This window comes from Pedobacter sandarakinus (assembly GCF_026240095.1).
Taxonomy (GTDB): domain Bacteria; phylum Bacteroidota; class Bacteroidia; order Sphingobacteriales; family Sphingobacteriaceae; genus Pedobacter; species Pedobacter sandarakinus.
The window spans coordinates 802,617-827,238 of sequence record NZ_JAPIVG010000001.1; the positions used below are offsets into that span (position 1 = coordinate 802,617).

General features: G+C 38.7%; 19 protein-coding genes. 4 read left to right on the forward strand and 15 right to left on the reverse strand.

Features of this window, described 5'->3' with window-relative positions; translation table 11 throughout:
• Window positions 1-53 precede the first annotated feature (53 nt).
• Together OQ268_RS03385 and OQ268_RS03390 are read right to left on the reverse strand one after the other, a co-directional pair.
• On the reverse strand, window positions 54-3,182 hold the full coding sequence (locus OQ268_RS03385; RefSeq protein ID WP_265854678.1) for a SusC/RagA family TonB-linked outer membrane protein: 3,129 nt from the start codon (window positions 3,180-3,182) through the stop codon (window positions 54-56).
• Window positions 3,183-3,293: 111 nt separating this feature from the next.
• Window positions 3,294-4,487: an anhydro-N-acetylmuramic acid kinase gene (locus OQ268_RS03390; protein ID WP_265854679.1), complete on the reverse strand. Its 1,194-nt coding sequence runs from the start codon at window positions 4,485-4,487 to the stop codon at window positions 3,294-3,296.
• 149 nt (window positions 4,488-4,636) lie between these two features.
• Here OQ268_RS03390 and nagB point away from each other — a divergent pair, with 149 nt between their 5' ends.
• Window positions 4,637-6,562, forward strand: a complete 1,926-nt coding sequence (gene nagB / locus OQ268_RS03395; RefSeq protein WP_265854680.1) for a glucosamine-6-phosphate deaminase — start codon at window positions 4,637-4,639, stop codon at window positions 6,560-6,562.
• Window positions 6,563-6,641: 79 nt separating this feature from the next.
• Here nagB and OQ268_RS03400 read toward each other — a convergent pair whose 3' ends face one another.
• From OQ268_RS03400 to OQ268_RS03410, 3 genes are all read right to left on the reverse strand, one after another.
• Entirely contained in the window at window positions 6,642-7,670 is a 1,029-nt protein-coding gene (locus OQ268_RS03400; RefSeq protein ID WP_265854681.1) for a LacI family DNA-binding transcriptional regulator, read from the reverse strand.
• A gap of 62 nt (window positions 7,671-7,732) precedes the next feature.
• Window positions 7,733-8,893: an acyltransferase family protein gene (locus OQ268_RS03405; protein ID WP_265854682.1), complete on the reverse strand. Its 1,161-nt coding sequence runs from the start codon at window positions 8,891-8,893 to the stop codon at window positions 7,733-7,735.
• A gap of 103 nt (window positions 8,894-8,996) precedes the next feature.
• Complete coding sequence (locus OQ268_RS03410) at window positions 8,997-10,541, reverse strand: glycoside hydrolase family 10 protein (protein WP_265854683.1); 1,545 nt, start codon at window positions 10,539-10,541, stop codon at window positions 8,997-8,999.
• Between the two features lie 211 nt (window positions 10,542-10,752).
• Here OQ268_RS03410 and OQ268_RS03415 point away from each other — a divergent pair, with 211 nt between their 5' ends.
• Window positions 10,753-11,655: a coiled-coil domain-containing protein gene (locus OQ268_RS03415; RefSeq protein WP_265854684.1), complete on the forward strand. Its 903-nt coding sequence runs from the start codon at window positions 10,753-10,755 to the stop codon at window positions 11,653-11,655.
• A gap of 15 nt (window positions 11,656-11,670) precedes the next feature.
• On the opposite strand, the gene OQ268_RS03420 is transcribed toward OQ268_RS03415, so the two are convergent.
• The 4 genes from OQ268_RS03420 to OQ268_RS03435 all read right to left on the reverse strand — a co-directional run bounded on the left by OQ268_RS03420 (window position 11,671) and on the right by OQ268_RS03435 (window position 17,481).
• Entirely contained in the window at window positions 11,671-15,399 is a 3,729-nt protein-coding gene (locus tag OQ268_RS03420; RefSeq protein WP_265854685.1) for a sensor histidine kinase, read from the reverse strand.
• A gap of 89 nt (window positions 15,400-15,488) precedes the next feature.
• Window positions 15,489-16,370 carry an ACP S-malonyltransferase gene (gene fabD / locus OQ268_RS03425; RefSeq protein WP_265854687.1) on the reverse strand — a complete coding sequence of 294 codons (882 nt, stop codon included), beginning with the start codon at window positions 16,368-16,370 and terminating at the stop codon, window positions 15,489-15,491.
• A gap of 54 nt (window positions 16,371-16,424) precedes the next feature.
• A complete protein-coding gene (gene folE, locus OQ268_RS03430; protein ID WP_265854688.1) occupies window positions 16,425-17,060 on the reverse strand; it encodes a GTP cyclohydrolase I FolE in 636 nt (211 codons plus the stop codon).
• Between the two features lie 10 nt (window positions 17,061-17,070).
• Window positions 17,071-17,481, reverse strand: coding sequence for a 6-pyruvoyl trahydropterin synthase family protein (locus OQ268_RS03435; RefSeq protein ID WP_265854689.1), 411 nt, complete (start codon window positions 17,479-17,481; stop codon window positions 17,071-17,073).
• A gap of 101 nt (window positions 17,482-17,582) precedes the next feature.
• Between OQ268_RS03435 and mqnB the strand changes: the two genes are divergently transcribed.
• Together mqnB and OQ268_RS03445 are read left to right on the forward strand one after the other, a co-directional pair.
• Window positions 17,583-18,206, forward strand: a complete 624-nt coding sequence (mqnB, locus tag OQ268_RS03440; protein WP_265854690.1) for a futalosine hydrolase — start codon at window positions 17,583-17,585, stop codon at window positions 18,204-18,206.
• A gap of 40 nt (window positions 18,207-18,246) precedes the next feature.
• On the forward strand, window positions 18,247-19,095 hold the full coding sequence (locus OQ268_RS03445; protein ID WP_265854692.1) for a menaquinone biosynthesis family protein: 849 nt from the start codon (window positions 18,247-18,249) through the stop codon (window positions 19,093-19,095).
• A 66-nt stretch (window positions 19,096-19,161) separates the two neighbouring features.
• Here the strand turns inward: OQ268_RS03445 and OQ268_RS03450 are convergent, their stop codons facing one another.
• From OQ268_RS03450 to OQ268_RS03475, 6 genes are all read right to left on the reverse strand, one after another.
• Window positions 19,162-19,857 (reverse strand): response regulator transcription factor, encoded by a 696-nt coding sequence (locus OQ268_RS03450; RefSeq protein ID WP_265854694.1) that lies wholly within the window; start codon window positions 19,855-19,857, stop codon window positions 19,162-19,164.
• 175 nt (window positions 19,858-20,032) lie between these two features.
• Window positions 20,033-21,865: a sensor histidine kinase gene (locus OQ268_RS03455; RefSeq protein WP_265854695.1), complete on the reverse strand. Its 1,833-nt coding sequence runs from the start codon at window positions 21,863-21,865 to the stop codon at window positions 20,033-20,035.
• A 220-nt stretch (window positions 21,866-22,085) separates the two neighbouring features.
• Window positions 22,086-22,346: a hypothetical protein gene (locus OQ268_RS03460; protein ID WP_265854696.1), complete on the reverse strand. Its 261-nt coding sequence runs from the start codon at window positions 22,344-22,346 to the stop codon at window positions 22,086-22,088.
• A gap of 59 nt (window positions 22,347-22,405) precedes the next feature.
• A complete protein-coding gene (locus OQ268_RS03465; RefSeq protein WP_265854697.1) occupies window positions 22,406-22,708 on the reverse strand; it encodes a hypothetical protein in 303 nt (100 codons plus the stop codon).
• Window positions 22,709-22,717: 9 nt separating this feature from the next.
• A complete protein-coding gene (locus OQ268_RS03470) occupies window positions 22,718-23,275 on the reverse strand; it encodes a hypothetical protein (RefSeq protein WP_265854699.1) in 558 nt (185 codons plus the stop codon).
• A gap of 21 nt (window positions 23,276-23,296) precedes the next feature.
• Window positions 23,297-24,550 carry a hypothetical protein gene (locus tag OQ268_RS03475; RefSeq protein WP_265854701.1) on the reverse strand — a complete coding sequence of 418 codons (1,254 nt, stop codon included), beginning with the start codon at window positions 24,548-24,550 and terminating at the stop codon, window positions 23,297-23,299.
• Window positions 24,551-24,622 lie beyond the last annotated feature (72 nt).

Here is a 24,622-nt window from a genome sequence, read left to right on the forward strand (position 1 = left end):
CAATATGTTTTTTTTGGTGATATTCTTTCTAGAAACTGATAGTTGATTTTGCATTAGAATCTTGCCTGCAAACCAAAAGAAAAAGTTCTAGGAATTGGAACAGAACCAAAGTCGATATTTCTTAAAATGGTCGATTGCCCTCCAGAGTTCAACTCTGGATCGTAGCCTTTGTAATTATCCCAAGAGAATAAATTTCTGCCACTAACATTAACCGTTAGGTTTTTTAAAAATTTAACCTGGCCTAGATTATAGCTCAGAGAGATCTCCCTTAGCTTAACGAAAGAACCATTGTCAATACGCCATTCTTCTACATTGTAAACGCCTGCAACGTAGCCTCTTGGTAACTGACCAAGCTGTTCTGCCTCTGCAACTTTTCCGTTTCCAACGCCTTGGCGAGTGCGCCAGTCTGCATTCCACACATCACCTCCTTGCACAGCATCTAGCTGAACATGAAGACTTACTTTTTTGTATGTAAAGTCGTTCACTAACGAGCCTGTATAATCTGGATTTGGGTCTCCAATTACTTTACGCAATACGCTTCCGCTTGGTTGGCCACCAGTACGCTGGCTTTGGAAAGTAGTAGCGGATGTTTGTATTCCACGTTCTGTTTGAGGGATGCCTTGTGCATTCAACAACAAACTTCCATCTTCATTTCTAGCGAAAAACGTTCCATAGAATACGCCCACGGGAAACCCGTCGGTAATTGAAACAGGTGCACCTGCATTTGTTGATAGTAATCGCTGTGCTCCAGATCCTATAATCTTATTTCTATTTCTATTGTAAATTAACGTGGCTGTCCAACTAAAATCGTCGGTTTTAACTGGTACACCAGTCAGCATCAATTCAATTCCTTTATTTTTTAATGTTCCACTTATATTATTTAGTAAGCTAGAAAATCCTGTTGTAGGCGCAATTACTACATTCAAAAGCAAATCGGTTACGCTTTTGTTATAGTAACTGAACGTTAATCCTAAACGGTTGCTGAAGAAAGACATATCTGTTCCAAGCTCGAGCTCCTCCTGGCGTTCTGGCTTAACACCAGTATTCGCAAGCGTACTTAGAGAGGTAAGCGAGGTTTTACTATTTAATGCGCTTGGAGCGTAAACGTTAAAGCGATCGTAAGCATTAATACCGGTTAAATTGCCTGATTGACCGTAAGCAGCACGTAACTTAAACGCATTCCACCACGATGATACACCCAGGTTTGACCAATAATCTGCAGAAGACAGAACATAACTTACATTTGCTTTGGGATAGAACTGCGTCCTATTATCTTCACCAAATACTGTTGATTGATCCACTCTGATTGCACCAGTAAAAAAGAGATGATCTTTATACTTGAAATTTTGCTGTAAGTAAGCTCCGCTAATAGAGAATTCCGATCTGCTATCTGCGTTAGGTAAAACAGTACTTGCACCATTCACAACCTGTACAAAGGGTGCCAATCCGCGTCCGTTAAGCAAGCTGTAAAGGTCTTTCTGGTATTGATAAGACCCGCCGAGTTGTGTTGTTGAGCTTAGTGACCCAGAAATTTTCGCGTCGTAAGTGAAATTTAATTCATTGTTAAAAAGTGTGGTGGTGGCATTTGCAGCACTTGCATAGCCATTTAAAGATGGATCTAGAGTTGGTCCCCCTCCATAAAACCCAGTACTTACATTGTATTCAAAAGGAGGGATGTAGGTAGTACCATTTTGAATGGCGTTATCTACCCCCATGGTATAGTCAATGGTAAGATTCTTTACTGGTGTAAGTTTTAAACCGGTATTTGCAATGATTCTATTGGTAAACTGGCGCTGTTTAATATCTTCAATAACAGAAACCGGGTTAACACGGCCACGTTCACCTATTGCTTTCAAATTGCCCAACGCATCTCTGGTAAATAAATCATGAAAGTTTCCAATAATCGTAACAGAATTCATCGGAGAGAAAAATGAGTTTCCATCTGGTTTTTCATTGGCATCGCTGTGTACAAAATTAAATCCAGCCGTTAGTTTTGCCCACTTATTAATGCTCTGATCAAGGTTTGCCCGGAAATTCATCCTCGTAAAATCGGTGTTCTTAATAATCCCCTGGTTAGAAAAATATCCAGCTGATGTATAAAATTTGGTATTATCATTTCCGCCCGAAACAGATACGGAATTATCAGTACCAATACCCGTTCTGAAGATATAATCTTGATAATTGTATCGTGTAACAGGGGTAGTATTTGTTAGCGCCGGTGTTAATATATCCTGTGTTTGTGCGGTCGGACCATCAGTAGGACCACCAAATTTTGTTGGCGACTGGTTTACTTCCACTTGCTTGCGCAATTCACTAATAGTTAAACTGGTATTGAAACTAACTTGTGGTTCACCGGTTTTACCACGCTTAGTAAATATTTGTATTACCCCAGCATTGGCTCTGGAACCATAAATTGCTGCAGCAGCGGCACCATTAAGCACTTCAATATGATCAATATCTGCAGGGCTAATGTCTACCATTCGATTTTGTCCTATGCTGCCCACGAAGTTTCCACCGTCATAATTGCCCGATGTATTTGTTACCCGCGTAGTTGAATTGTTGACGATTACGCCATCGATAATATATAAAGGTTCGGAAGATGAGTTTACAGAACTCACACCCCTTAAACGAACAGAAATTCCACCCGCCGGATCGCCAGAATTTTGACTGATTTGTGCACCTGGCGTTTTGCCCTGCAATGAAGCCAAGGCATTTCCACTTGGTGCTTTGTTTAAGTCGTCGCCTTTAACGGTGCTAACATAACTACCAAGTTGCTTTCTGGTTGTACCAGCAGAAGTACCAGTAACAATAACCTCATCTAAGCCTACAGCATCTGCGCTTAGTTTTGCGCTTGATTGAACCTGGGTATTTGTTCCCAGACTTACCGTGGTGGTAGTGCTCTTATAACCTATAAAGGAAAACTGAATTTTGTATTCTCCTGCAGTAAGATCTACGGCAAAAGAATAGGCACCGTTTCCGTTAGTGCTTGTGGCTAAATTGGTATTTAGTATTTTAACTACCGCACCAGGAATCGGGGCATTGTTGGTTGCATCCAATACATTTCCGGTAATGTTGTATCGTTTGGTTTGGCTCTGAGCAGTTTCGGTAAACCCCAATAATAGGAGAGGGATGATCAAAAAAGCAAAGTAATTTGACACCCGTTTTAGGTAACATTTTTTCATAAAATTGTGTTTAGTTTGAAATTTGGTTAACACAAATTTAATAAAATACCTAACATACCAAATTTTTAGACCTAGAAAATCGATTTTGATAAAATTTTATTCTGCCGGAGGCTATGGCAAACTAATTTTACCCATGCAAACTGCCGGTACGCCTTTTCTTTCTCCAAAATTTATGGGTTTACCACAAAGGGTTTCATTCGCCAGCACCGCAAATAAAACTGCTTCTTTGGCATCAGGATTAATTCCCAAATCGCTTGTGGTTAAAAAAGTAGCATCAGGCAACATTTGCTTTAAATTTTCTACCAATAAGGGGTTATGCATACCGCCGCCACTCATAAAAATTTTAACCCCCGCTCTAGATCCAAAGCATTTTATTATTGCACTTGCAATGGTTTCTGCAGAAAATTGACACAAGGTAGCCATAACATCAGCAGTACTTAAACCTTCAGTCTTCGACTGCACCTGGGCCTTTTGAAGATAATCCAGATTGAACAATTCCGGACCAGTTGTTTTGGGAAACTTAGCAGAGAAGAAATCACAAGCTAGCAACGCCGATAGCAAATCTAAATTGAGCGTGCCTGATAAGCCAATGGTACCATCATCATCATAAAAACGGTTGTAATGCTTCTGCATATACTGATCCATTAGTGTGTTTCCAGGACCTACATCGGTAGAAAATATTTCACTTGCATTTAAACTAGCAGGTAGATAGGTAAAATTTGCTATGCCCCCAATATTCAGCATCACCCGATCTTCTTTTGCTTTTGAGAAAATGAGGTAATCTCCATAAACAGCGAGAGGGGCTCCTTCGCCACCTGCAGCCAAATGTTTTTGCCGGAAATCAGAAAGTGTAATAATACCAGTCTTAACGGCAATATGATCAGCATCACCTATTTGTAGCGTCCCATTTGGAAAATGTTTAAGTTGATGCAAAGACTGTGGTGCATGAAAAATGGTTTGGCCATGACTTGCAATAAAGTCTATATCACCGTTTTTATAACCCCATTCTTGCAATGCTTCGTTAATCAACCTTGCATGGGTATTCGCAATATGCTCATTCATCAAACAAACCAATTGCAAATCGACTTCCTTTTTTGAAAAGATAGCTTTGATATCGGCTCGAAATTGATTAGTAAAGTTTGCGGTTTTAAATGCAACCACATCAATTGTAGTTTCCAAACCACTCCCCGATACCTTGCAAAGCGCAATATCTAAACCGTCCATAGATGTTCCACTCATTAAACCAATAATTAACCGGGTTTGCTTACTGGCCTTGTTATAAAGCTCTTGGATTTGCTGATTCATAAGTTTTTAAATTAAAGTTAAAAACACCCACTTCTTGTTTATCGACATCAGGTATTTTAAAAGCTTTTTGAGAATAAAAGTAAATAACCTTTGGCACAAATGCACACAACTCCCTATATTTACCGCTCCGTACATTAAAAACCATAAAAATGGCTAGATTAAATCTACTGGAGGAGACACGTTTCGAGAAACTACCTGTGAGCGTGTTCGCAAATCCAAAAATTGCTTCAATTAATGTTGCACATCGCATCGCCGATCTCATTAAAACAAAACAAGCAAACAACACACCTGCAGTACTGGGCTTAGCAACAGGTGTAACCCCAATTGCAGTATATGCCGAACTGGTAAGACTGCATAAAGAAGAGGGTTTAAGTTTTAAGAATGTAATAACGTTTAACCTGGATGAATACTATCCAATGGCGCCTACTGCCGCCCAGAGTTACGTTACATTTATGAATGAAAATCTTTTTGATCATATCGACATTGATAAGAACAATGTTCATATTCCTGATGGCACGTTAGCCTTGGAAGATATTCCTGCTTTCTGCTTAGACTACGAAAGGAAAATTGGAGATTTAGGTGGGCTTGATATTCAAATTTTAGGTATTGGCCGTACAGGGCACATTGGTTTTAACGAGCCTGGTTCTGCTCCAAACTCTGGAACTCGCTTGGTTACCTTAGATGATTTAACACGTAGAGATGCTGCAAGAGATTTTGGAGGAAAATCTTTTGTACCTACAAAAGCCATTACCATGGGTATTGGCACCATATTTAAAGCCAGAGAAATTATTCTGATGGCCTGGAGCCGCAAAAAAGCTTCTATCATTAAAAAAGCCGTTGAGGGAGAAATATCTGGCGATGTTCCGGCCACTTACCTGCAATTATCAGATCATGTAGAGTTTATTTTAGATGCCCCCGCTGCTTCAGAACTTACACGTTTTGATACGCCTTGGCTGGTTAAAGATTGCGTTTGGACAGATGCGCTAATTCGTAAAGCTGTAATTTGGCTGGCGAATACATTGAAGAAGCCGGTTTTAAAATTAACTGAAGACGACTACAACAATAACGGCATGGCGCAACTGGCAACAGAGAAAGGGCCAGTTTATAACATCAACATCCACATTTTTAATAAATTACAACATACCATTACTGGATGGCCGGGTGGAAAACCAAATGCCGACGACTCGCAACGCCCAGAAAGGGCAGAGCCTGCTAAGAAAAGGGTTATTATTTTCTCTCCCCATCCAGATGACGATGTAATTTCTATGGGCGGTACGTTTATAAGATTGGTAGATCAAAAGCATGACGTGCATGTAGCTTATCAAACATCAGGAAATACCGCAGTTTGGGATGATGATGCGCTTCGTTTTATCGAGTTTAACGTAGATTTTACAGAGAAAATGGGCATGGATAACAGCCATTTAAAAACGCTGTATCAAAACATGCGTACGTTTATCGATCAGAAGAAACCCAACGAGATAGATACCCCGGAGATTCAAAGTGTTAAGGGTTTAATACGAAAGGGAGAGGCAATAGCTGGCGCCCGTTATTGTGGCTTAGAAGACGATCATATCCATTTCCAGGCACTACCGTTTTACGAAAGCGGTAAGAGCAAAAAGAATCCGGTTACAGATGCAGACATCGAATTAACGATGGAATTGTTGCAGAAAGTTAAGCCGCACCAGGTTTACGCGGCAGGCGATTTTGAAGACCCACACGGCACCCACATTGTTTGCTTTAACATTATTATTGCAGCACTAAATCGCCTAAGAAAAACAGAAGATTGGGCTAAAGACTGCTGGCTATGGATGTATCGCGGAGCATGGCATGAATTCGAAACCCACGAAATTGAAATGGCGGTTCCAATTTCCCCGCAAGAACTAGAGCGCAAGAAATATGCAATCTTTAAACACCAAAGCCAAAAAGATCGGGCTGTTTTTCCTGGAGATGATGCACGAGAGTTCTGGCAACGGGCCGAAGATCGAAATCGCGAAACAGCAAAAGCATATGATGAGCTAGGTTTAGCGGAGTATGAAGCCATGGAAGCCTTTGTAAGATGGAAATTTGAAGACTAAAATAGATAGCCCGCCTTGGATACACCCAGGCGGGTTTTTTATGCTCGGTTAAATAGCTATTGAAACGGGAAGTTTAGCTTCACGCATTTGGCACCTCCGAGTTCCTGGAAGATGTTTGTCTTGCAATTAAGTTCGGACTTAGTACAACATGATCTATTTCCTCGTAAGGGTTTTTCCGCCTAACCATTTTTAAGAACATTTGTGCACAGGCCCGCCCAATTTGTGGCGCATGCTGATCGATCATAGTAAGTGTTGGTGTGATGTAAGACGAAAATGCTTCGTTAGCAAAGCCCACCACGCCAATTTCTGGTGGAGTAAGGTCTATCTCTTTAAGTTTTTTAATTACACCTAAGGCGGTAAAGTCATCACCGGCAATAATAGCATCTGGTTTATTTCTAGCCCTCATCAATTTTCCAGCACCAAACCGTCCGTCTTTGATAGATAATCCACCGAAAAGTATATGCTCTAATACAAGCGGAAAACCATTTTTTGTCAGGGCAGTTTTGTACCCCCTTAACCTTTCGCTAAAGATTTTTACTTGGTGACTGGTAGTTATAAAAGCAATCTTTTGGTATCCCTGCTCTATTAAATGTTGAGTAGCGCAGTAACCGGCTTCAAAATCATCAACAGTTACTGTTGGTACAGGCAAAGTTTCATCAACCCGATCGAAAAAGATAAGGGGTTTGTTCTGGTTTATAAGCCCAGAAAAGTGAGAGCCGCTTTGGGTTTCTAATGAAATTGACGCCATGATGCCATCTACATGTGCCTCAAGCAAAGTCTCTACCCCTTTTATTTCATTTTCTAGAGATTCGTTTGATTGATAAATGATGATCCGATATCCTTCATCCTTTAGGCCATCCTCTATACAATGAATAATGGTAGAGAAGAAGTTTGCCTGTACATTTGGTACAATTATACCAACCACATGTGATTTGCCAGATCTTACAGCAGTTACCACTCTACTAGGGAAATAATGATGTTTCCATGCCCTTCCCTTAGCAGTTGTCTGAGCAGAAACACTCGTAGCTGAGAAACCAGCTGAAGCATTAAAAACCATAGAGACATGACTATTTTGCGCTGTTGCAATATCATATGTGGTGGATTTCATCTCTAACTTGATAAGAATGATAAAGCGTAAAGGAAATGCAGGAAGCTATGGCAATTTAGCAATTAAACTTTTATAATGATATTCTTTTTATACATGATGTAAAGCAACACATAGAATCCTAAAACATAAGTAATTGCCCACACGAGAGAAGCATTAATGGGCGAGAAATACGGCAAGTAGCAGGTACTGTAAAATTTTTCCAATAAGCCAACATAAGTTCCATCGCCATTGTTAAGTTTTATTAGATTTAATACCCTTGGCATTAATCCGGCAAGGAAGAAAACTGTAATTGCATTAACACCGTAGACCACAAAAGGCGTTGTAATTCGCTTGAAACCCTGCACATCAATTATCCAATAGCAAAGTGCCAAGGCAATTGATGCCAGTCCGCCGGCATATAGTACATAAGAACTAGTCCACAGAGATTTATTTATTGGAAATTGCAGATCCCAAAGTAAGCCCAACACTACTGCAAGTATGCCGGCAGAAAATAGCCATGCTACCTTGGTTGCACTGTCTACATCTCTTCTTTTCATCCATACGCCAACTAAAACTCCAAACAGGCAGGTACCTACTGCCGGCAGCGTACTGAGTACGCCTTCCGGATCCCAGGTTTTTGCAGCTGCCCAAGTATGCGCCTCAGTTAAGATACCACGATCTATCCAAGCTGCTAAATTAGTCTCCTTCTCCAGGTTAGCATAACCCACGCCCGGCACTGGAACAAAAGTCATTAGCGCCCAATAAACCGCAAGAATTACAATAAAAACTTTAAAAATGGATCTGTTAGATACCTTTAAAAATATGATGCTACTAATGATGAATACGATACCGATCCTTTGCAGAACACCTAATAACCTAACGGTTTGAAAAGCTTCGATTAAGCTTTTTCCATCAATAATTACGGCCATTAGTTTACCAAAAATGGCAAGAAAAAAGCCTAACAGGTATAAGATTATGCCTCTCTTAACAGCCTTAAGGATAATTTTGCCGTGCAAAGATGGGTTTTCTTTGCTACTGCCCATCGCAAAGGCAATGGAAACTCCTACAATCCAGAGGAAAAACGGAAAAATTAGATCTGTTGGCGTGCAACCATGCCAGGTTGCATGTTCTAATGGTGCGTAAATATGCCCCCAACTTCCGGGATTATTCACCAAAATCATTGCGGCTACTGTTAATCCCCTAAAAAAATCTAGCGAAAGCAGGCGTTGTTTGGGTTCGGTCATGATCAATTACATTATCGAACCCAATTTAAAGCTTTGTTTTATCAATCAGAAATAAATTAATTTCAATATCCCTAACGGAAAAGCCACTTCTTTAAGCTAACGGCTATTCTTTTGCTAATGGAACTTCTACACCTACCGGACCACTAGGTTCGCTTTCATTTTTTAAACGATCTAAGGCCGTAACCAAATAACTGTAACGTTTACCGTTTTCAACACCGGTATCAATAAAAGTTACATACTCATCAAAGCTTATTTTAACAATGTTTTTAGGATCTAGGGTAGAAATTTTTTCGCCTTCCGCAAAGCGATAAATTACATAGCCTGATGCGGTTTCCCCGTCTTTAGCCTTTAATGGTTTGGCCCACTTTAAATGAACCCCCTCTTTTACGGCATCTGCAGTTAAGGATTGAGGTTGATTTGGTGCAATTTCATCCAGCCAAGGCATTTGTGGCGGTAATGCCGGGTACTTATAAAAACTGTTTCTCAAAGAATCGCCAACACTTCTTGCCACGGTACTAAGGGATTTGGAGCTAAAATACACGCTACCTTGAATCCGGTTGTTTTGTCTCATATACCTGATCTGATTAGGTACCTCATTGGGATTTCGCCAGGCCGCTTCTGCTTTAGAATTTACCAGATATGCCCCTTGGCCAATGTAAACGTGTCTACCAAAGCTATTATTGCCCCACCAATCTACAAGGGTTGCAAATGGTGCTACCCGCCGCGTAAAGGTGAAATAAATTTGCGGGTTAATATAATCTACCCATCCCTCTCTAACCCATTTGCGGCTATCGGCAAAAAGCTCTGCATAGTTAGATAATCCGCTAGTTGCAGAACCTTCAGGATCTTCGTTCTTGTTTCTCCAAATGCCAAAGGGGCTAATACCGAATTTAACCCATTTTTTATAGTGATGAATACTATCCGTTAATTCTTTAATTAGCAGGTCTACATTATTGCGGCGCCAGTCGCCTATATCTGTAAAATCAGCTTTATAAGTATTAAAGGTATTATTGTCATTAATGGTTTGCCCTTCAATTGTGTAAGGATAAAAATAATCATCAAAATGAACCCCGTCAATATCGTAACCCTTAACTACATCTAAAATGACCTGTACAATATAGTCTCTTACCTCTGGGATACCCGGATCGAATTGCTTCTTTCCGCCATAGGTAAAAAACCAGTCTGGATGTTTGCGATAGGCATGGTCTTCGCTAAGCACTGCCGAGGCACTCATACTTGCACGGTAAGGGTTAAACCATGCATGTAGTTCCATCCCCCTGAAATGGGCTTCTTTAATGGCAAAATCTAGCGGATCGTAACCAGGTGCAGGAGCCAGGCCTTGCTTTCCCATGAGCCATTGGCTCCAAGGTTCTCTAGATTTTGCATAAAATGCATCAGCGGCAGGTCTTACTTGCAAGATAATGGCATTCATCCCTTGCGCTTTATGCCTTTCTAATATCCCAATTAATTCTTGTTTTTGCTGATCAACACTTAATCCAGGACGAGATGGCCAATCGATATTGGTAACTGTAGCCACCCAAACCCCTCTAAACTCTCTTTTTGGTGCAATATTTGATAAAGCTTGGGCATTTAATATATAAGGAACGAGAATTAAATAAAGAAGTGCGTAGAACGAGTTTTTAAGCATTATTTGTGTATTATTTTGTATTCAGGGTGTGTGTTTGTATCTAAATTTAGATTAGACGAATGTTAGCAAGTAAACGATTTTTTTTAAAAAGTCATATAAGTTTATTAAAAATTTTAATTTGCGCCTTGCTTATAAAAGGATTTGAGTAATTCCATCTACCTATGGAAAAACAAGAATACATTAATTTGAGAAAGATACAGCATTGTAAAAAATGGAATCACAAGGCATAAACAAGGGCGATAGAAATAAGATTTACTTTTTAATTATTGTTATAACTGCGCTTATTGGTACAAACGCATACCTGTTTTTTAAAGACCGACAGCAAAGTCAAAAATTTGTTACGGTAAGTACAGAGAAAGATAAACTGCGCCTTGAAGTAGAAAAGATCGAAGTAGAGCTAGATAAGGTAAATGCGCTAAATTTAGATTTAAACGAAAAGCTCATCGGCCAGCAAAACCTGGCAAGAAAAAAGATTGAGGAGCTGAAAGTTGCGCTAGAAAAAGGTGAGATTACGCAAGGTGAACTTGATAAGGCTAATAACCAAATTAACGAACTTAAAACTTTTGTTAAGAATTACAATGATCAAATTATCCAGCTTCAAAAAGACAATATCTTTTTAAAAAATAGCAAAGATAGTTTAGAGAATACACTTAAAAACCTTAGCAACAGGGCTTCCAACTTGGAAAATCAAAATGCCAATTTAAGTTCGAAAGTTAAAACTGCCGCCGCGTTGAAACTTCAGGATGCGGAAATTATTGCTTTCAGAACCAAAACAAACGGCAAGAAAATTGAAGTAACCAAATCATCAAGCGCCCAAAAACTAAGTGTGCGGTTTAATATTATCCCGAATGCACTCGCAGAAAAGGGAAACCACAACATATTTCTAAGAGTATTTGATCCTGCAGGTAATCTACTGGCAGACGATGCTGATAGATTTGAGGCCGATGGCCAGGAGATGCAATATAGCCACTCTATTTACATCGATTACAATAATGATGATACTACCTTTGTGATTGATTGGGTTAATCCTAAACCCTTTATACGCGGCATTTACACCGTAATTCTTTATACTGATGGAAGTACATTGGGTAAAGCACAAGTAGAACTCAAATAAATTTTCGTAGAAAGATTAAGCTAAGGGGAACGTTAAATAAAACGTAGTACCTAAACCTGTTACCGAGGTAAAGCTTATGGTTCCACCTGCATTTTCTGTGGCTTGCTTTACAAAAGCCAATCCCAAACCAGTGCCCGATGTTTTTGTAGTGAAATTCGGCACGAATATCCTGTCGTGAAGTACGGCTGGGATACCTTTGCCATTATCCTTAATTTCTATATATGCATTTTCGCTGTCGTTGTAGAAAACAACATTGATACAGCAATGATTATTGTCCTCTATTGCCTCAATAGCATTTTTGAAAAGGTTATTAAACGTTCTGAGTAATTGGTCATGATCTGCAAGTATGCTAATTTCGCGATCGGTTTTATTTAAGATGTTAATCTCTACATCATCAGTATTTTTATATACCTCTCTTGCCCGCTCTAATAACGGAAGCACATTTAACTTCGTAAGATCAGTATCTGGCATTTTAGCAAAATTAGAAAACTCAGATGCTATTTTAGATAGGCTATCAATTTGCTCAATAAATGATTTGCTGAATTTATTGAATTTGATTTCGAAGTTCGGGTCGCCTTCTTTCCAAGACTTTTCTAACAATTGAACGCCAAGTTTTAGTGGCGTAAGGGGATTCTTAATTTCATGGGCAACTTGCTTAGCCATTTCCCTCCAGGCACTTTCACGTTCAGATCTTGCCAGTTTAACCGCACTATCTTCCAATGCAGCAATCATACTATTGTATTCCTTAATCAACGACCCAATTTCATCGTGCCTGCGCCATACAATGGGTTCATTACGCTGGCCAATTCTTGTCCGGCTAATGCTTTCCTGGATAAAGGTTAACGGACTGGTGATTTGATTGGCTAAGAACACGGCTAAAACACCAACCGCCACAAAAACTAAAGCATAGATATTAATAAGGTTACTAACAAATAGTGCAATCTTATCAGAATATTCTTCCTCATTAGAATAGTTTGGTAAACCAATGTAGGCTATGGTTCGGTTTTGTGCGTTACGTATGGGTGCATAAGCTGCCGCATAGGTTAAATTGCCCACTTTTTCTTCGGGATTAATAAATTCCGATCTTTTCAACTGGCTTAAGTATACATAAGCAAGAGGACCCATTTTCCGCCCCAATACCTTATAGTTATATAATTTAGGATAAGTTGTCATAATTAAATTACCCTGGGTATCATACAAGTTTAAGTCTGCATTATTGATATCGGCGAAATTGTTAAAATCTGCTATGCCACTTTCATCATCTTTAATTCCCTTATTAAAAAGCTGTTTTTCAAAGTTCTGTTGAACTTTCCTGATTTTATCTTTAATCAGGTTATTTTGCTGCCCCCGATATTCGTTATTCATATAGTAATAAGTAACCCAACCTACAATAACCAAAGTTGCAACTACAGAAAGCACTATAGATAGCTGTATGCGGGTCTTGTATAAGATTTTGTTGGCATTAATCATTAATGAGCGATTGATGCTGAACCAACCTACCCTTTCATCATCAAGATTCTTTATCAACCAAACCAAGCCATAAAGCACCAAGGAGAAGAAAATAAACACTAGAAAGAAGAAAGATAGTGCTGCCAGCCGTTCTACATAATTTACCTTTTCTTTACTGATGATAACCATTTTACTATCTGAAGGCTTATACACCAAATGACTATAGTGCAGTACGTCATCACTTTCAGTGATAAACTCATCTTTTTTACCTTTAAAATTACGTCCATCCAAAGGATAAGTATAATTTCCAGATTGGTTTATCAGTCGATTATTATTATAAAGTGCAATGGAGTATCCCCTAAAATCTTCGTCGTTGATTAGTTTTTGATCACCGAGTAAATCGGGCAAACGGTTATTGTAGTTATAGGGCTTAGAGCGCAACTCTATAACCAGGGTGCCCAGTACGTTACCATTATCTATAATTGATATAATTCCAAAATAATCTTGGTAGCCAAAAGTATTATTAACCTGATAAAAATAATTTGCTCCATTAATCTTTACTGAACCAGACTCTACCAGTTGTTTGTATTTACTAAAAGGTTGGCCATTAAGGGCAGAAGCGCCAATACCGTTTTTATCATAAGGATAAATCTGGTAGTCATATTTAGCCAAATAACCATCCAAATAATTTTTAATATGATTTTTTAGTGCCGGATAATTCGTTTGGCCATTACGTTCGAAATACTTAATCAGCAATTCATCTGCTATCAATTGCTCCTCTAAACCGCTAATAGCAATAATTGCGCTTGGATCTTCGGATGATTGGACTTTCCTGGCCAGTGGCTCTCTTAAACTGCGTTCGGTAATATCTTTATACTTGATGTACTTGATCGAGGTGTTAAAAGCCAGACAAAAGAAAACAATGGCAAACAATCCTACCGAAAAGCTTTTGTCTACAGTATAAATCTTCCTAATGGCGATGAATAACATTAAAGCAAAGACGATGAAGAATGCTGTAAAATCGAAAAAAAGCTTATATACAAACACCGTAGCAAAAACCGAAAGGAAAATTACTAGCCGTTCTTTATTGGTTACATTAAGCTGTTTAGTTATAGTGGCAGAAATGATTGCAATAAGGTAAATCTGGAACCAAACCAGACATAGAATTACGATACTGACCCAGCTGGATCCACTCAATTTCAAAATATTGATAATCTCAAAATTAATTTTCGAGTTGAAGATAAGTCCAAAAAATACTTCATCGCTTAGGTAAGCCATCCACCCTGTAAGCAATAATAAAACGATGTGAATAGCGACCCCAATAACCTTGTTTTTCTTTATCCAACTCGGAAACTGATATTGCTCCTTATGGTTGTAAACAAACAAGAGAAACCAGGTTAAAGCAAATACATTGAGGAGGAAATCGCCCAGCGAGGGCATAAAAAAACTTTCGGAGTAAATTCGGGGATCGAATAGCGCTAGGGGAAAGCGGTGATTGAACCACCCAAAATATAAATCTGAAAAGCGAAATGAGGCAAAAAAGAAGAGTAGAAATAAAGTTCCTAAAACGAGATGTCCTCTACGGGCAATTAGAGAACTCAGCGAATTGAAGAACATACAGATACTAAGCAGACCGCCAATAAATAACCAGAGTTGCGTTGTAGAATAATAGTTATCTGTGTACCCGGGTTTAATTTTAAGTCCAAATAAAAATTTATCATCGAGGCTTTTTATTGCATAAACATCTTTATCGGTAAATGATGCCAGGGTTAAAAGGTTATTTGATGATAAAAGCGGGTCTAAATCATTCTTGAAATACTGTGTTTCCTTAAAAGGATATTGCGATTGAATAGAAATAAGAAAAACTAAACTAAAATCTCCCTGTGTACTTTTAATTACCTCATACCAGCCATTGTAGAAAAATAACACGGAGTTGCCTTCTTTTATAGAAGATGGATCAATGTCGGTAACCTTGTAAGTACTCCAGAATTTAAGTTGATTTTTCTGAAAGGTAAGCAGGTTAATTCCATTTTTTTTTCGGTAAACCTCCAGATAGTCAATAGCAAGTTTTGGATCGAGGTGCAAACGTTTGGCATTGTTAACTTCCTGCTTATTGGCAAGGAACTTTGCAACGAGTTTCTCTTTTTGATTAAGGTTTTCCTGTACCTCTCTTGCATCTTTATCTAGCAATTCACTTTTCGTAGTAAACCTGCTTAACGAAATTGAAGTTACAATAAGGCAGCAGCCCAATATAAACAGTAAGAACCTAATTTTTACGCCAAAACTCAAAGCCATCAATTTTGATAAAGATATTAATTACAGACAAAAACAGCGCCACAAACAGTAGGTTTATGGCGCTGCGCAGTATTTATATGGTAACGAACTTACGCTACGGAGGCACTGCTGGTTTGCACCGTTCTATTTACCTTTTTAACCAAACCCTGAAGCACACTTCCTGGCCCAACTTCAACGAAATCCAGGGCACCATCTGTAAGCATATTTTCTACAGTTTGAGTCCACCGTACAGCTCCGGTAAGTTGTTTTATTAAATTCTCTTTAATTTGGGTTGGATCTGTGTAAGGTTTTGCATCGATATTCTGATAAACTGGGCAGATGGGTGTAGCAATGTTTGTTGCTTCTATAGCAGCCTGAAGCTCAATTTTAGCTGGTTCCATTAGTGGCGAGTGGAAAGCACCACCAACATTCAATTTCAATGCCCTTTTAGCTCCTGCTTCAGTAAGTTTTGCACATGCTAAATCGATGCCTGCTATGCTTCCGGAAATAACCAACTGGCCTGGGCAATTGTAATTTGCCGGTACAACTACCTCATCAACTTCAGCACAAATTTTTTCAACTACTGCATCGTCCAAGCCCAAAATTGCTGCCATGGTAGATGGTTGTGCTTCGCAGGCTTTCTGCATAGCATTAGCCCTGGCAATTACCAGTTTAAAACCATCTTCGAATGATAATGCATTTGCCGCTACCAATGCTGAAAACTCACCTAAGGAGTGTCCAGCGACCATATCTGGTTGAAAATCATCTCCTAGAACCTTGGCCAAAATCACCGAGTGTAAGAAAATTGCCGGTTGGGTTACGTTGGTCTGTTTAAGTCCTTCGTCAGTTCCGCCGAACATAATATCGCTAATGCGGAAGCCAATAATCTCGTTTGCTTTTTCGAATAACGCGGCTGCTTGCGGATGTTCGTATAAATCTTTACCCATGCCCACAAATTGTGCGCCCTGACCTGGAAAAATGTATGCTTTCATATTAATTAATCTCCAATTAAGAAGAGTATTTTTAGTAAATAATTTATAATTTGATTAATCTAGGCTAGCCGTAATTAACCTTAAAAACTCTGCCCTTGTTTTATCATTACTTAAAAAAGTACCGGTAAAAGCCGAAGTAGTAGTTACCGAATTCTGCTTCTGAACGCCACGCATCGCCATACACAAGTGTTTACATTCCATTACCACGGCGACACCCATAGGATTTAGGGTATTTTGTATACAATCTCTAATTTCGTTTGTTAAACGTTCCTGTACTTGCAAACGACGAGCAAAAGCATCTACCACACGCGGTATTTTACTTAAACCAACAATATGCCCGTTAGGAATGTATGCAATATGTGCCTTACCAAAAAATGGCAGCATGTGGTGTTCGCACATCGAATATACCTCAATATCTTTCACCACAACCATTTGGCTATACTCTTCCTCGAACATGGCCGACTTCAAAATCTCATTTGGTTTTAAATCATATCCATGGGTAAGATACTGCAATGCCTTTGCCACACGTTCCGGGGTTTTCAAAAGCCCTTCGCGTTCTGGGTCTTCACCCAACTTACTCAAGATATCTTTATAGTGGGTTGCTACAGCTTCAATTTTATCGTCGTTGTAGCGATCTATTTTTACATAACCACCTATAGATTCTTGCTTTAGTACATCTTTACTACTCATAAGTGGAATTTTAGCCAAAATATTCAACAAAGTTATTTTCCGTTTCGTAAAGCTTAACGCTATGCAAAACGGCGCCGCTTTCGGCAATTGGCGCAAACAGCTGATTCCAGATTTCTATTGCCAAATTTTCGGTAGATGCCAGCTTACCATTCATAAAATCTACGTCGATGTTCAAGTTTTTATGGTCAACCTTATCAACAACATAAGTGTTCATTACATCCTTAAGCCATTTTAGATCTACAAGAAAACCTGTTTCCGGGTCAACTTCGCCCTTTACGGTAACGTACAACCAGTAATTGTGCCCATGCCAATTCGGGTTGGCACATTTACCATAAACTTCGCTATTCTTCTCATCATCCCAATCTGGTCTGGCTAATTTATGTGCAGCATTAAACGATGCCTTTCTTGTTATATAAATCATTATTATAAAATAAATGGCAAATATACTGATAATGCTTAAAGCCTAAAGACCAAAGCTTAAAGAAAGCCATTTTAATCAAAACAATCTGTTAAATTTACTTTATGAAAACTTTAATTGTTGCTGCTACCAAGGCTGAACTCGCCTATTTTTATCAGCATTATCATCTTGCTGAAGATGATTTTATAGTAGATAAAAACTTCGACGTGGTAATTTCTGGCGTTGGTATGGTAGCAACAGCTTATGCTTTAGGTAAACATCTTTCGGGTAAATATCATTTGGTAATTAACGTAGGTATTGGCGGCACCTTTGATAAATCAATTGCGCTCGGCACACTTCTAAACATTACGCAAGATACCTTTGCAGAATTAGGCGCACAGAATGGAGATACTTTTTTAAGTATTGCAGAACTGGGTTTTGGAGAAGAGGTGTACCATAGCAACAACTCAATAGCCATCAACTTACCAACTGCAACAGCCATTACCGTGAATTGCGTAAGTGGTAAGGAGAGCCATATTAAAGCGCTAATAACACGCCTGAACCCACAGGTAGAGTCTATGGAAGGAGCAGCAGTTTTCTATGCCTGCAAAAAAGAAAATATCCCTTGCTTGCAAGTTAGAGGAATTTCTAACTACGTAGAGCCTAGAAATAAAGCCAATTGGGAAATTGGTTTAGCTATTAAAAACCTAAACAATTGGCTAATTTCTTTTATTTCAGAAATGAACTGACCATGACCCTTTAGTTGGGCACAAACTCTATTTTTGATTTATGAAACTTACCCTTGGCTTTTCACCTTGCCCTAACGATACCTTTATTTTCGATGCCCTCATTCATCAAAAGATTGATACCGAAGGTTTAACTTTCGAAGTGTGTTATGATGATGTGGAAACTTTGAACCAGAAGGCATTGAATGGCTTGTTGGATATTACCAAACTCAGCTTTCATGCATTTGCCTACGTAGCCAGTCAGTATGCGTTGCTCGATGCAGGTAGCGCTTTGGGTTTTGGCGTAGGTCCATTGTTAATTAGCCACAAATTTACTGCTGAAAGTCTTGCTGAAAAATTGCAAACCAACCCCGAAAGTTTGAAGGTAGGCATCCCTGGCAAATATACTACGGCTAACTTTTTGCTTGGCATTGCCTACCCAGATTTGCAGCGCAAACAGGAGATGGTTTTCTCTGAAATTGAAGACGCTTTACTGGCAGATGAAATTGATTTAGGATTAATTATTCATGAAAACCGGTTTACCTACCAGGATAAGGGATTGAACAAAATTGTGGATTTAGGTGATTATTGGGAAAAACTAACAGGTTGTGCAATTCCTTTAGGTGGAATTGTTGTTAACCGAAACTTGCCGCGAGAGGTTCAATTAAAGGTTAACCGACTCGTACAGCAATCTGTAGAATTTGCTTTTGCGCATCCAAAATCGGCAGTTGGATTCATTCGGGAGCATGCGCAAGCCATGGATGAAGCCGTAATGTATAAACACATCGAACTTTATGTAAACAAATATAGTATCAATCTAGGCATTGAAGGGCGCAAAGCAATTGATACGCTATTTAACATGGCACAAAAACGAGGCATTATTCCGGCTATAAAACAACAATTGTACTTATAACAGAAGTAGCATCAATTTTGGCACAGCATAAAACCAATAAGAACTGGGTATGATGTGCATTGGGTTCTAGCCTACCAAAAGCTTGTAGCCTTTGCCATGTACATTTATAATTTCTACGTTTGAATCACCTTTTAAATATTTACGAAGCTTGCTTAGAAAAACGTCCATGCTTCGTCCATTAAAATAGTTATCATCGTGCCAGATACTTAATAAAGCTTCTTCTCTGGTTAAAACAGTATTCTTCTTAAGGCATAGTAATCGCAATAGTTCGGCTTCTTTAGTCGATAACTTCTGATGTTGTGCTTTATGGGTGATGATTTGAGTAGTATAGTCAAAGTGATATTCTCCAATCGCAAATTGGGTCTTCACCACTTCATCTGCGCCATCAGCTTTGCTGGTAATGCGTTTAAACATAGCGTTTATCCGCAGCAGCAATTCCTCAATTCTAAAGGGCTTGGTAATATAATCGTCTCCACCTAAATCGTATGCTGCAGCTTTATCTTCTAGCATGGTTTTAGCCGTTGCAAAAATAATCGGCACTTGTGAATTTACCTTTCTAATGTCTTTTCCGAGGGTAAAACCATCTTTCTTCGGCATCATTACATCTAGAATACAAAGGTCGAAAGTTTGCTTGTTAAATGCCTTAAGGCCTTCTTCGCCATCCGTACACAAAACCACTTCAAATTTGCCTTTGAGTTGCAAATAATCTTGTAGCAGTAATCCTAAATTAGGATCATCTTCAACCAGGAGTATTTTTTTCATTTCTTTGATTTTATTTACATGTATCACGTCTAGTACACACGATGTTAGATACTGAAACTGTATAACGGTTTAATTTAACTCTTATAAAACACTTATCGCTCATGCACATTGGAGGCTATGCTAACCAGAATCCAACCACAGGGCTTAACAAGGCGCTCCTTTGGATGATTAGCAGTTATAAAGGTAGCGTTATTTCAAAGGTTGTTCCCTTATCTTTTTCGCTACTTACCCTAATCGTTCCGTTTAATTTTTTAATGATATCTTGTACGTAATTTAAGCCCAAACCAAAGCCTTTCACATCATGCAGGTTTCCTGTTGGCACACGGTAAAACTGATCAAAAATCCGACGGGATTGATCTCTGGTCATCCCGATCCCTTTGTCGGCTATCTGGATAATTAAATTTCCATTGGTATTTTTAGTAGAGATGGTAATTTCAGGCGTATCGGTACTATATTTATTGGCGTTATCTATCAGGTTATAAAGCACATTAGATAGATGCAACTCATCACCAAAAATGGTGGCATTTTCCGCATCGGTGTTTAGGTGAATTATTGCATTTTTCTTTTGTAGCTGTAGTTCCATACTGTCAAGTACGATGATGATCAAATCGTTCATATCAACTTCAGTATTTTCCAATTTCAACTCGCCTTTTTCTAGCCTGGCAATGCTGAGCACCCTTTCGATGTGACTACCTAAACGCACATTTTCATCATAAATAATATTAGCGAGCCGACTTAATCGTTTTCTATCTTCTACCACCTCCGGATCTTTTAGCGCCTCGCTGGCAATCATAATGGTGGCAACCGGTGTCTTAAACTCGTGCGTCATGTTATTGATGAAATCGGTTTTCATCTCAGACACTTTCTTCTGCTTTAGGATGGCATAGAGCGTATAAGAAAAAATAAAAACCAATACCAACAATAAACCAACGGATGAGGCGAGTGTGGCACTTAAGTTGGAAACAATTGCCGAGTTTTTATTAGGAAAGCTTACAATCAACGTTCCGGGATCGCGAAACAAATCATTACCGAATAGCGGAATTTTGTATGTGTTCTCTGGTAGAAATTCCTTTTTTAAATGCGTAGCTTCCATATAGAGTACCGAATCTTTTCTTGCTAAAGAGATTTTGTACGATGGTTTTTGAGTGATGTTATGGGTAAGCAATTCTTCTTTCAGCAAACTGCCCAACTGATTAAAATTGATCCGCTTGTAAATTGGAACATTTCGTTCTTGTAGCTCCTTAGAAACATCTTCAACCAAACTTAAACGGGTATAAGAAAAAGTATCTTTTCCGAGTGCAGCAATTTTAAGCTCCAGCTTTTTCTTTGCAATGGCATCCTCACGTTTAAACTGTTTCTCTAAGTCGTCTGAGATCTTTGGTAACGCTACCAATAACGGATTTCCCGTAAGCGGATCGGCCACCAAATAGCGAATAGTATCGGGGAGATTCTGTGGCGTTCTAAAATTGAAGGTTTTTGCACCTGGCGATACCAACTTGGTACGCATGCTGTAGCCTTTCAAATTTAGGCTGTTAAAATCGACCAGTGCATCCATCTCTACATCCAGGCGTGCACCAGTAATCGATGGTCGCGGAGAAGACAAAGATTTAAATTCGTTTTCTGAAATTAGTTTTGGCCCACGGTACGAAACCCGAATGATGCTATCTTGCTGGTTAAGGTAATTTTCAATCTGGTTCTCCCGCTCGGCTTGTTTAAGTTCGGTTTCCTGTGCAAACTGTTGTCTTAAATCTTTAATATCGAGTGCCCTTTGCCGGGCATCTTGTAAACTTTTAAGCTTGTTCTCAGCATCTTTTCTATTGATGTGATCGGCCACATTTAAACGCTCCACCTTCTTCACTACATTAGCCAAGGTCTGGTTTACCTGCTCGTCGAAAAGCTGAGATTTTAGATTATAGGCCTCCCTGATGTAATACAACTGCATTACAAATACACCAAGCAAAGCTACCGTCATTAAAACGGTTATTAACCAAAAACTTCTTTTCTTCATTAAGCAATTATGCTTAGAGGTTTAATTCATAGATATGGCTTGCGAAAAACCAACTAATATCAAAAATACGGTTTAGCTATTTGTTGTATTGGTTTTTAACAATTTTTAACATGGATTTGTCAGTTGAAAACTCTGACGAGTAAGCTTTTCTATAAAAAAAAATGCCGAGGCAAAAGCCTCGGCATGGTTCAAAATTGTTTGCTTAAAAAAAGATTCTTTATTACTCATTATTCTCTAGCGTACTGTCGTTGTCTAGTAAATAGTTTAGTAAAGCTTGGTAAACCTCATTGTTGTTTAATAGGTAGTTTTGTTTTGAATCATCGGTAATGCCCATAAAACTAATTATCGTATTTAGTTTTGGGTTTGTGCTTGGCGTGCCAGCCCCTCCGCCTGTACCTCCGCCATCGCAAGGGGTGGGCGGCGCAACCATTAACCTTGTTCCCCGCTCGTAGTTGATCTCGCCAACCCCCCTCTGGCGCAAGAGTCCGCTTGTGCCTAATTCAAATTAAACTCTAACTAACTTAAAAAGCACAAGCACCGTTACACTAATGCTTGCGCTAGAAGGGGCAATTCTATTTGGTAATACATCCCATCCAAAAAAATATATTGATCATCTTCCTGGTAATCAGAATCAAAAGTAATATCGTTTATTCTTAATTCAGCAACATCATAATTTAATAATAAGTTCATTATTTCATTAGGATTATTATTGTTTGCTTTTTTTTTGATTTCAAATTGTTTTATCCAATCTTCAATTAAATCAATTGAAAAATCTGTATTGCTAAAATCGCTATGAATAGGCCTTAATCCAAGTATTTTTTCGACAAATTCTTTTGCTTTCATAATGTTTATTTAATCATTATCTCTTTCCAATAATAATGCATCTAATTCACTTGTCCAGAACGAATTATATGCAAAACAAGTGTTATCAATATTTTCAAAATCATTTTTTAGCTCTTTGAAAGCTTGATCAGTAAACTTTTTCCTCTCATAATTAACTGCTGAGGAATCAATTAATGAGGAAGTAAATTGATCATAATGTATCAAACTTGTGGCAAATTTGTAAATATCTTTATTGATATAGATTCGCTCAAAATTATTATCATGGTTTAGATAAACGATCTCGTCATCTATATTAATATCAATGCAAATTGGATCGCCAGCACCATTTGTACCTAGAACTAGGAAAGAATCTAATAGATCATTATTAAGATCAAAAAATTCATTAGCTGATAAGAGTTTTCTATTATTGAGATCTTCAAAGTTTAAAAATGGTGCAACATTAGAGGGTAATCCCCAAAATGTCAAAAAATAATCTGTATCATGCTTAATTATACTATTTTGAAGATTTGTGACATGAAGTATTTCATTTTTCTCACCCCAATAGATCTTGTATGTTTCCAAATTCATATATTAATTTATTTTATTTTACTAAAGCATTTTCGGTTCCCATACAGATCCGATAGCATGTCTGTTATTCATATCGATATCTTCTGTAAAAGCACCCAATTTAAGTACGCCCATATATTTTTTTTCATCCGCATCCCAAATATAATCTGCATATACATCATAAGTAACTTTTGCACGAATTACTTCACCATTATTGTTTCTATATTTTATTTGTTTTGTAATAACAAAATAATCGCCAGTAAGCGGTTGCTTGTAAACTTTGCCTACTTCATCCACTGGCCCGTACCAATTTATCCAAGCATCAGGATTTCCAGTGTTGAAATCTGTTAGTAAAGAGAAAATTTGCATCCCTCCAGCTAGTGAGTTCATTGTGCCTCTTAGTCCAGGAAATTTACCAATTCTTATAGAATGTAAGATCCTATTCCATTTTAAATGAACTTTTTGGGGAATTGCATAAGCATATCTTCCTTGGCCATCATGATGATGTACTAACTGGTCGCCCATATATGCCTTATGCGTGGGATTATACTTTATCCATTGATCATTGATAATCGGAGATTTATTAGATATTATTAAATTTCTATTTGATTCGTTAAACATTTCTGGCCTTAATTTTATTAGTTGTTGCCAAAAGTAAACTGGATTTCTCGGAATGCCTAAAGCAGTTTTTCCATTGCGAAAAGGTGCACTCAACATATCTATTCTAGTACCATTTTTGTAATATGACTCTGGAATTGGGTCAGTATTTTGTAAGCCCTCATTAATAAGCTCTAAAGTCAGCGCATCATAGCTATCTTCCAAATCGAAGTACTCTTGTGGGTAAGCTATATCAAAATTATCAGGAAGATAAATGGGTGAAAATTCATTGTAAACTGGAGTGATAGGCTGACTCCCTCCGCCTGTACCTCCGCCATCGCAAGGAGTGGGCGGCGCAACCATTAATCTTGTTCCCCGCTCGTAATTGATTTCGCCAACCTCTTGTGGGCCGCTGCTGCATGGATTGTATTCTGTTGGCGGTGCTGGTGTGGTACTGCCGCCGCCACCGCCGCCGCTTGGTGCTGTAGGGATTTCTGGCGCCGCACAATTAACTTCAGTAGAGCGTTCTAAGGTGTAGTACGGAAGGTGCGCTCCAGAGCCATGTATATTCTGCACCTCGGCTAATGTTAAACCCTCTTTCTCCCATGGGCATGAGCCAGGCATATCACCAGTAGAGCATGCTCGTGCCACAACGGTATAAACATCAATAAACTCGCACTCTCCGGGAAGCAGGCTCATTTAGGACTAGACATGCTTTAAACAGAGTTTGGCTTTCTATCTCCAATCTAAGTACCCCTAAAATAGCCAACG

Coding starts and splice junctions, on each gene's coding strand:
- fabD (WP_265854687.1), bottom strand. CDS start 16,370: ATGAAAGCATACATTTTTCCAGGTCAGGGCGCACAATTTGTGGGCATG.
- mqnB (WP_265854690.1), top strand. CDS start 17,583: ATGAAAACTTTAATTGTTGCTGCTACCAAGGCTGAACTCGCCTATTTT.
- OQ268_RS03455 (WP_265854695.1), bottom strand. CDS start 21,865: ATGAAGAAAAGAAGTTTTTGGTTAATAACCGTTTTAATGACGGTAGCT.
- OQ268_RS03385 (WP_265854678.1), bottom strand. CDS start 3,182: ATGAAAAAATGTTACCTAAAACGGGTGTCAAATTACTTTGCTTTTTTG.
- OQ268_RS03400 (WP_265854681.1), bottom strand. CDS start 7,670: ATGAAATCCACCACATATGATATTGCAACAGCGCAAAATAGTCATGTC.
- OQ268_RS03445 (WP_265854692.1), top strand. CDS start 18,247: ATGAAACTTACCCTTGGCTTTTCACCTTGCCCTAACGATACCTTTATT.
- OQ268_RS03405 (WP_265854682.1), bottom strand. CDS start 8,893: ATGACCGAACCCAAACAACGCCTGCTTTCGCTAGATTTTTTTAGGGGA.
- folE (WP_265854688.1), bottom strand. CDS start 17,060: ATGAGTAGTAAAGATGTACTAAAGCAAGAATCTATAGGTGGTTATGTA.
- OQ268_RS03410 (WP_265854683.1), bottom strand. CDS start 10,541: ATGCTTAAAAACTCGTTCTACGCACTTCTTTATTTAATTCTCGTTCCT.
- OQ268_RS03390 (WP_265854679.1), bottom strand. CDS start 4,487: ATGAATCAGCAAATCCAAGAGCTTTATAACAAGGCCAGTAAGCAAACC.
- OQ268_RS03435 (WP_265854689.1), bottom strand. CDS start 17,481: ATGATTTATATAACAAGAAAGGCATCGTTTAATGCTGCACATAAATTA.
- OQ268_RS03470 (WP_265854699.1), bottom strand. CDS start 23,275: ATGAATTTGGAAACATACAAGATCTATTGGGGTGAGAAAAATGAAATA.
- OQ268_RS03475 (WP_265854701.1), bottom strand. CDS start 24,550: ATGAGCCTGCTTCCCGGAGAGTGCGAGTTTATTGATGTTTATACCGTT.
- OQ268_RS03465 (WP_265854697.1), bottom strand. CDS start 22,708: ATGAAAGCAAAAGAATTTGTCGAAAAAATACTTGGATTAAGGCCTATT.
- nagB (WP_265854680.1), top strand. CDS start 4,637: ATGGCTAGATTAAATCTACTGGAGGAGACACGTTTCGAGAAACTACCT.
- OQ268_RS03415 (WP_265854684.1), top strand. CDS start 10,753: ATGGAATCACAAGGCATAAACAAGGGCGATAGAAATAAGATTTACTTT.
- OQ268_RS03450 (WP_265854694.1), bottom strand. CDS start 19,857: ATGAAAAAAATACTCCTGGTTGAAGATGATCCTAATTTAGGATTACTG.
- OQ268_RS03420 (WP_265854685.1), bottom strand. CDS start 15,399: ATGGCTTTGAGTTTTGGCGTAAAAATTAGGTTCTTACTGTTTATATTG.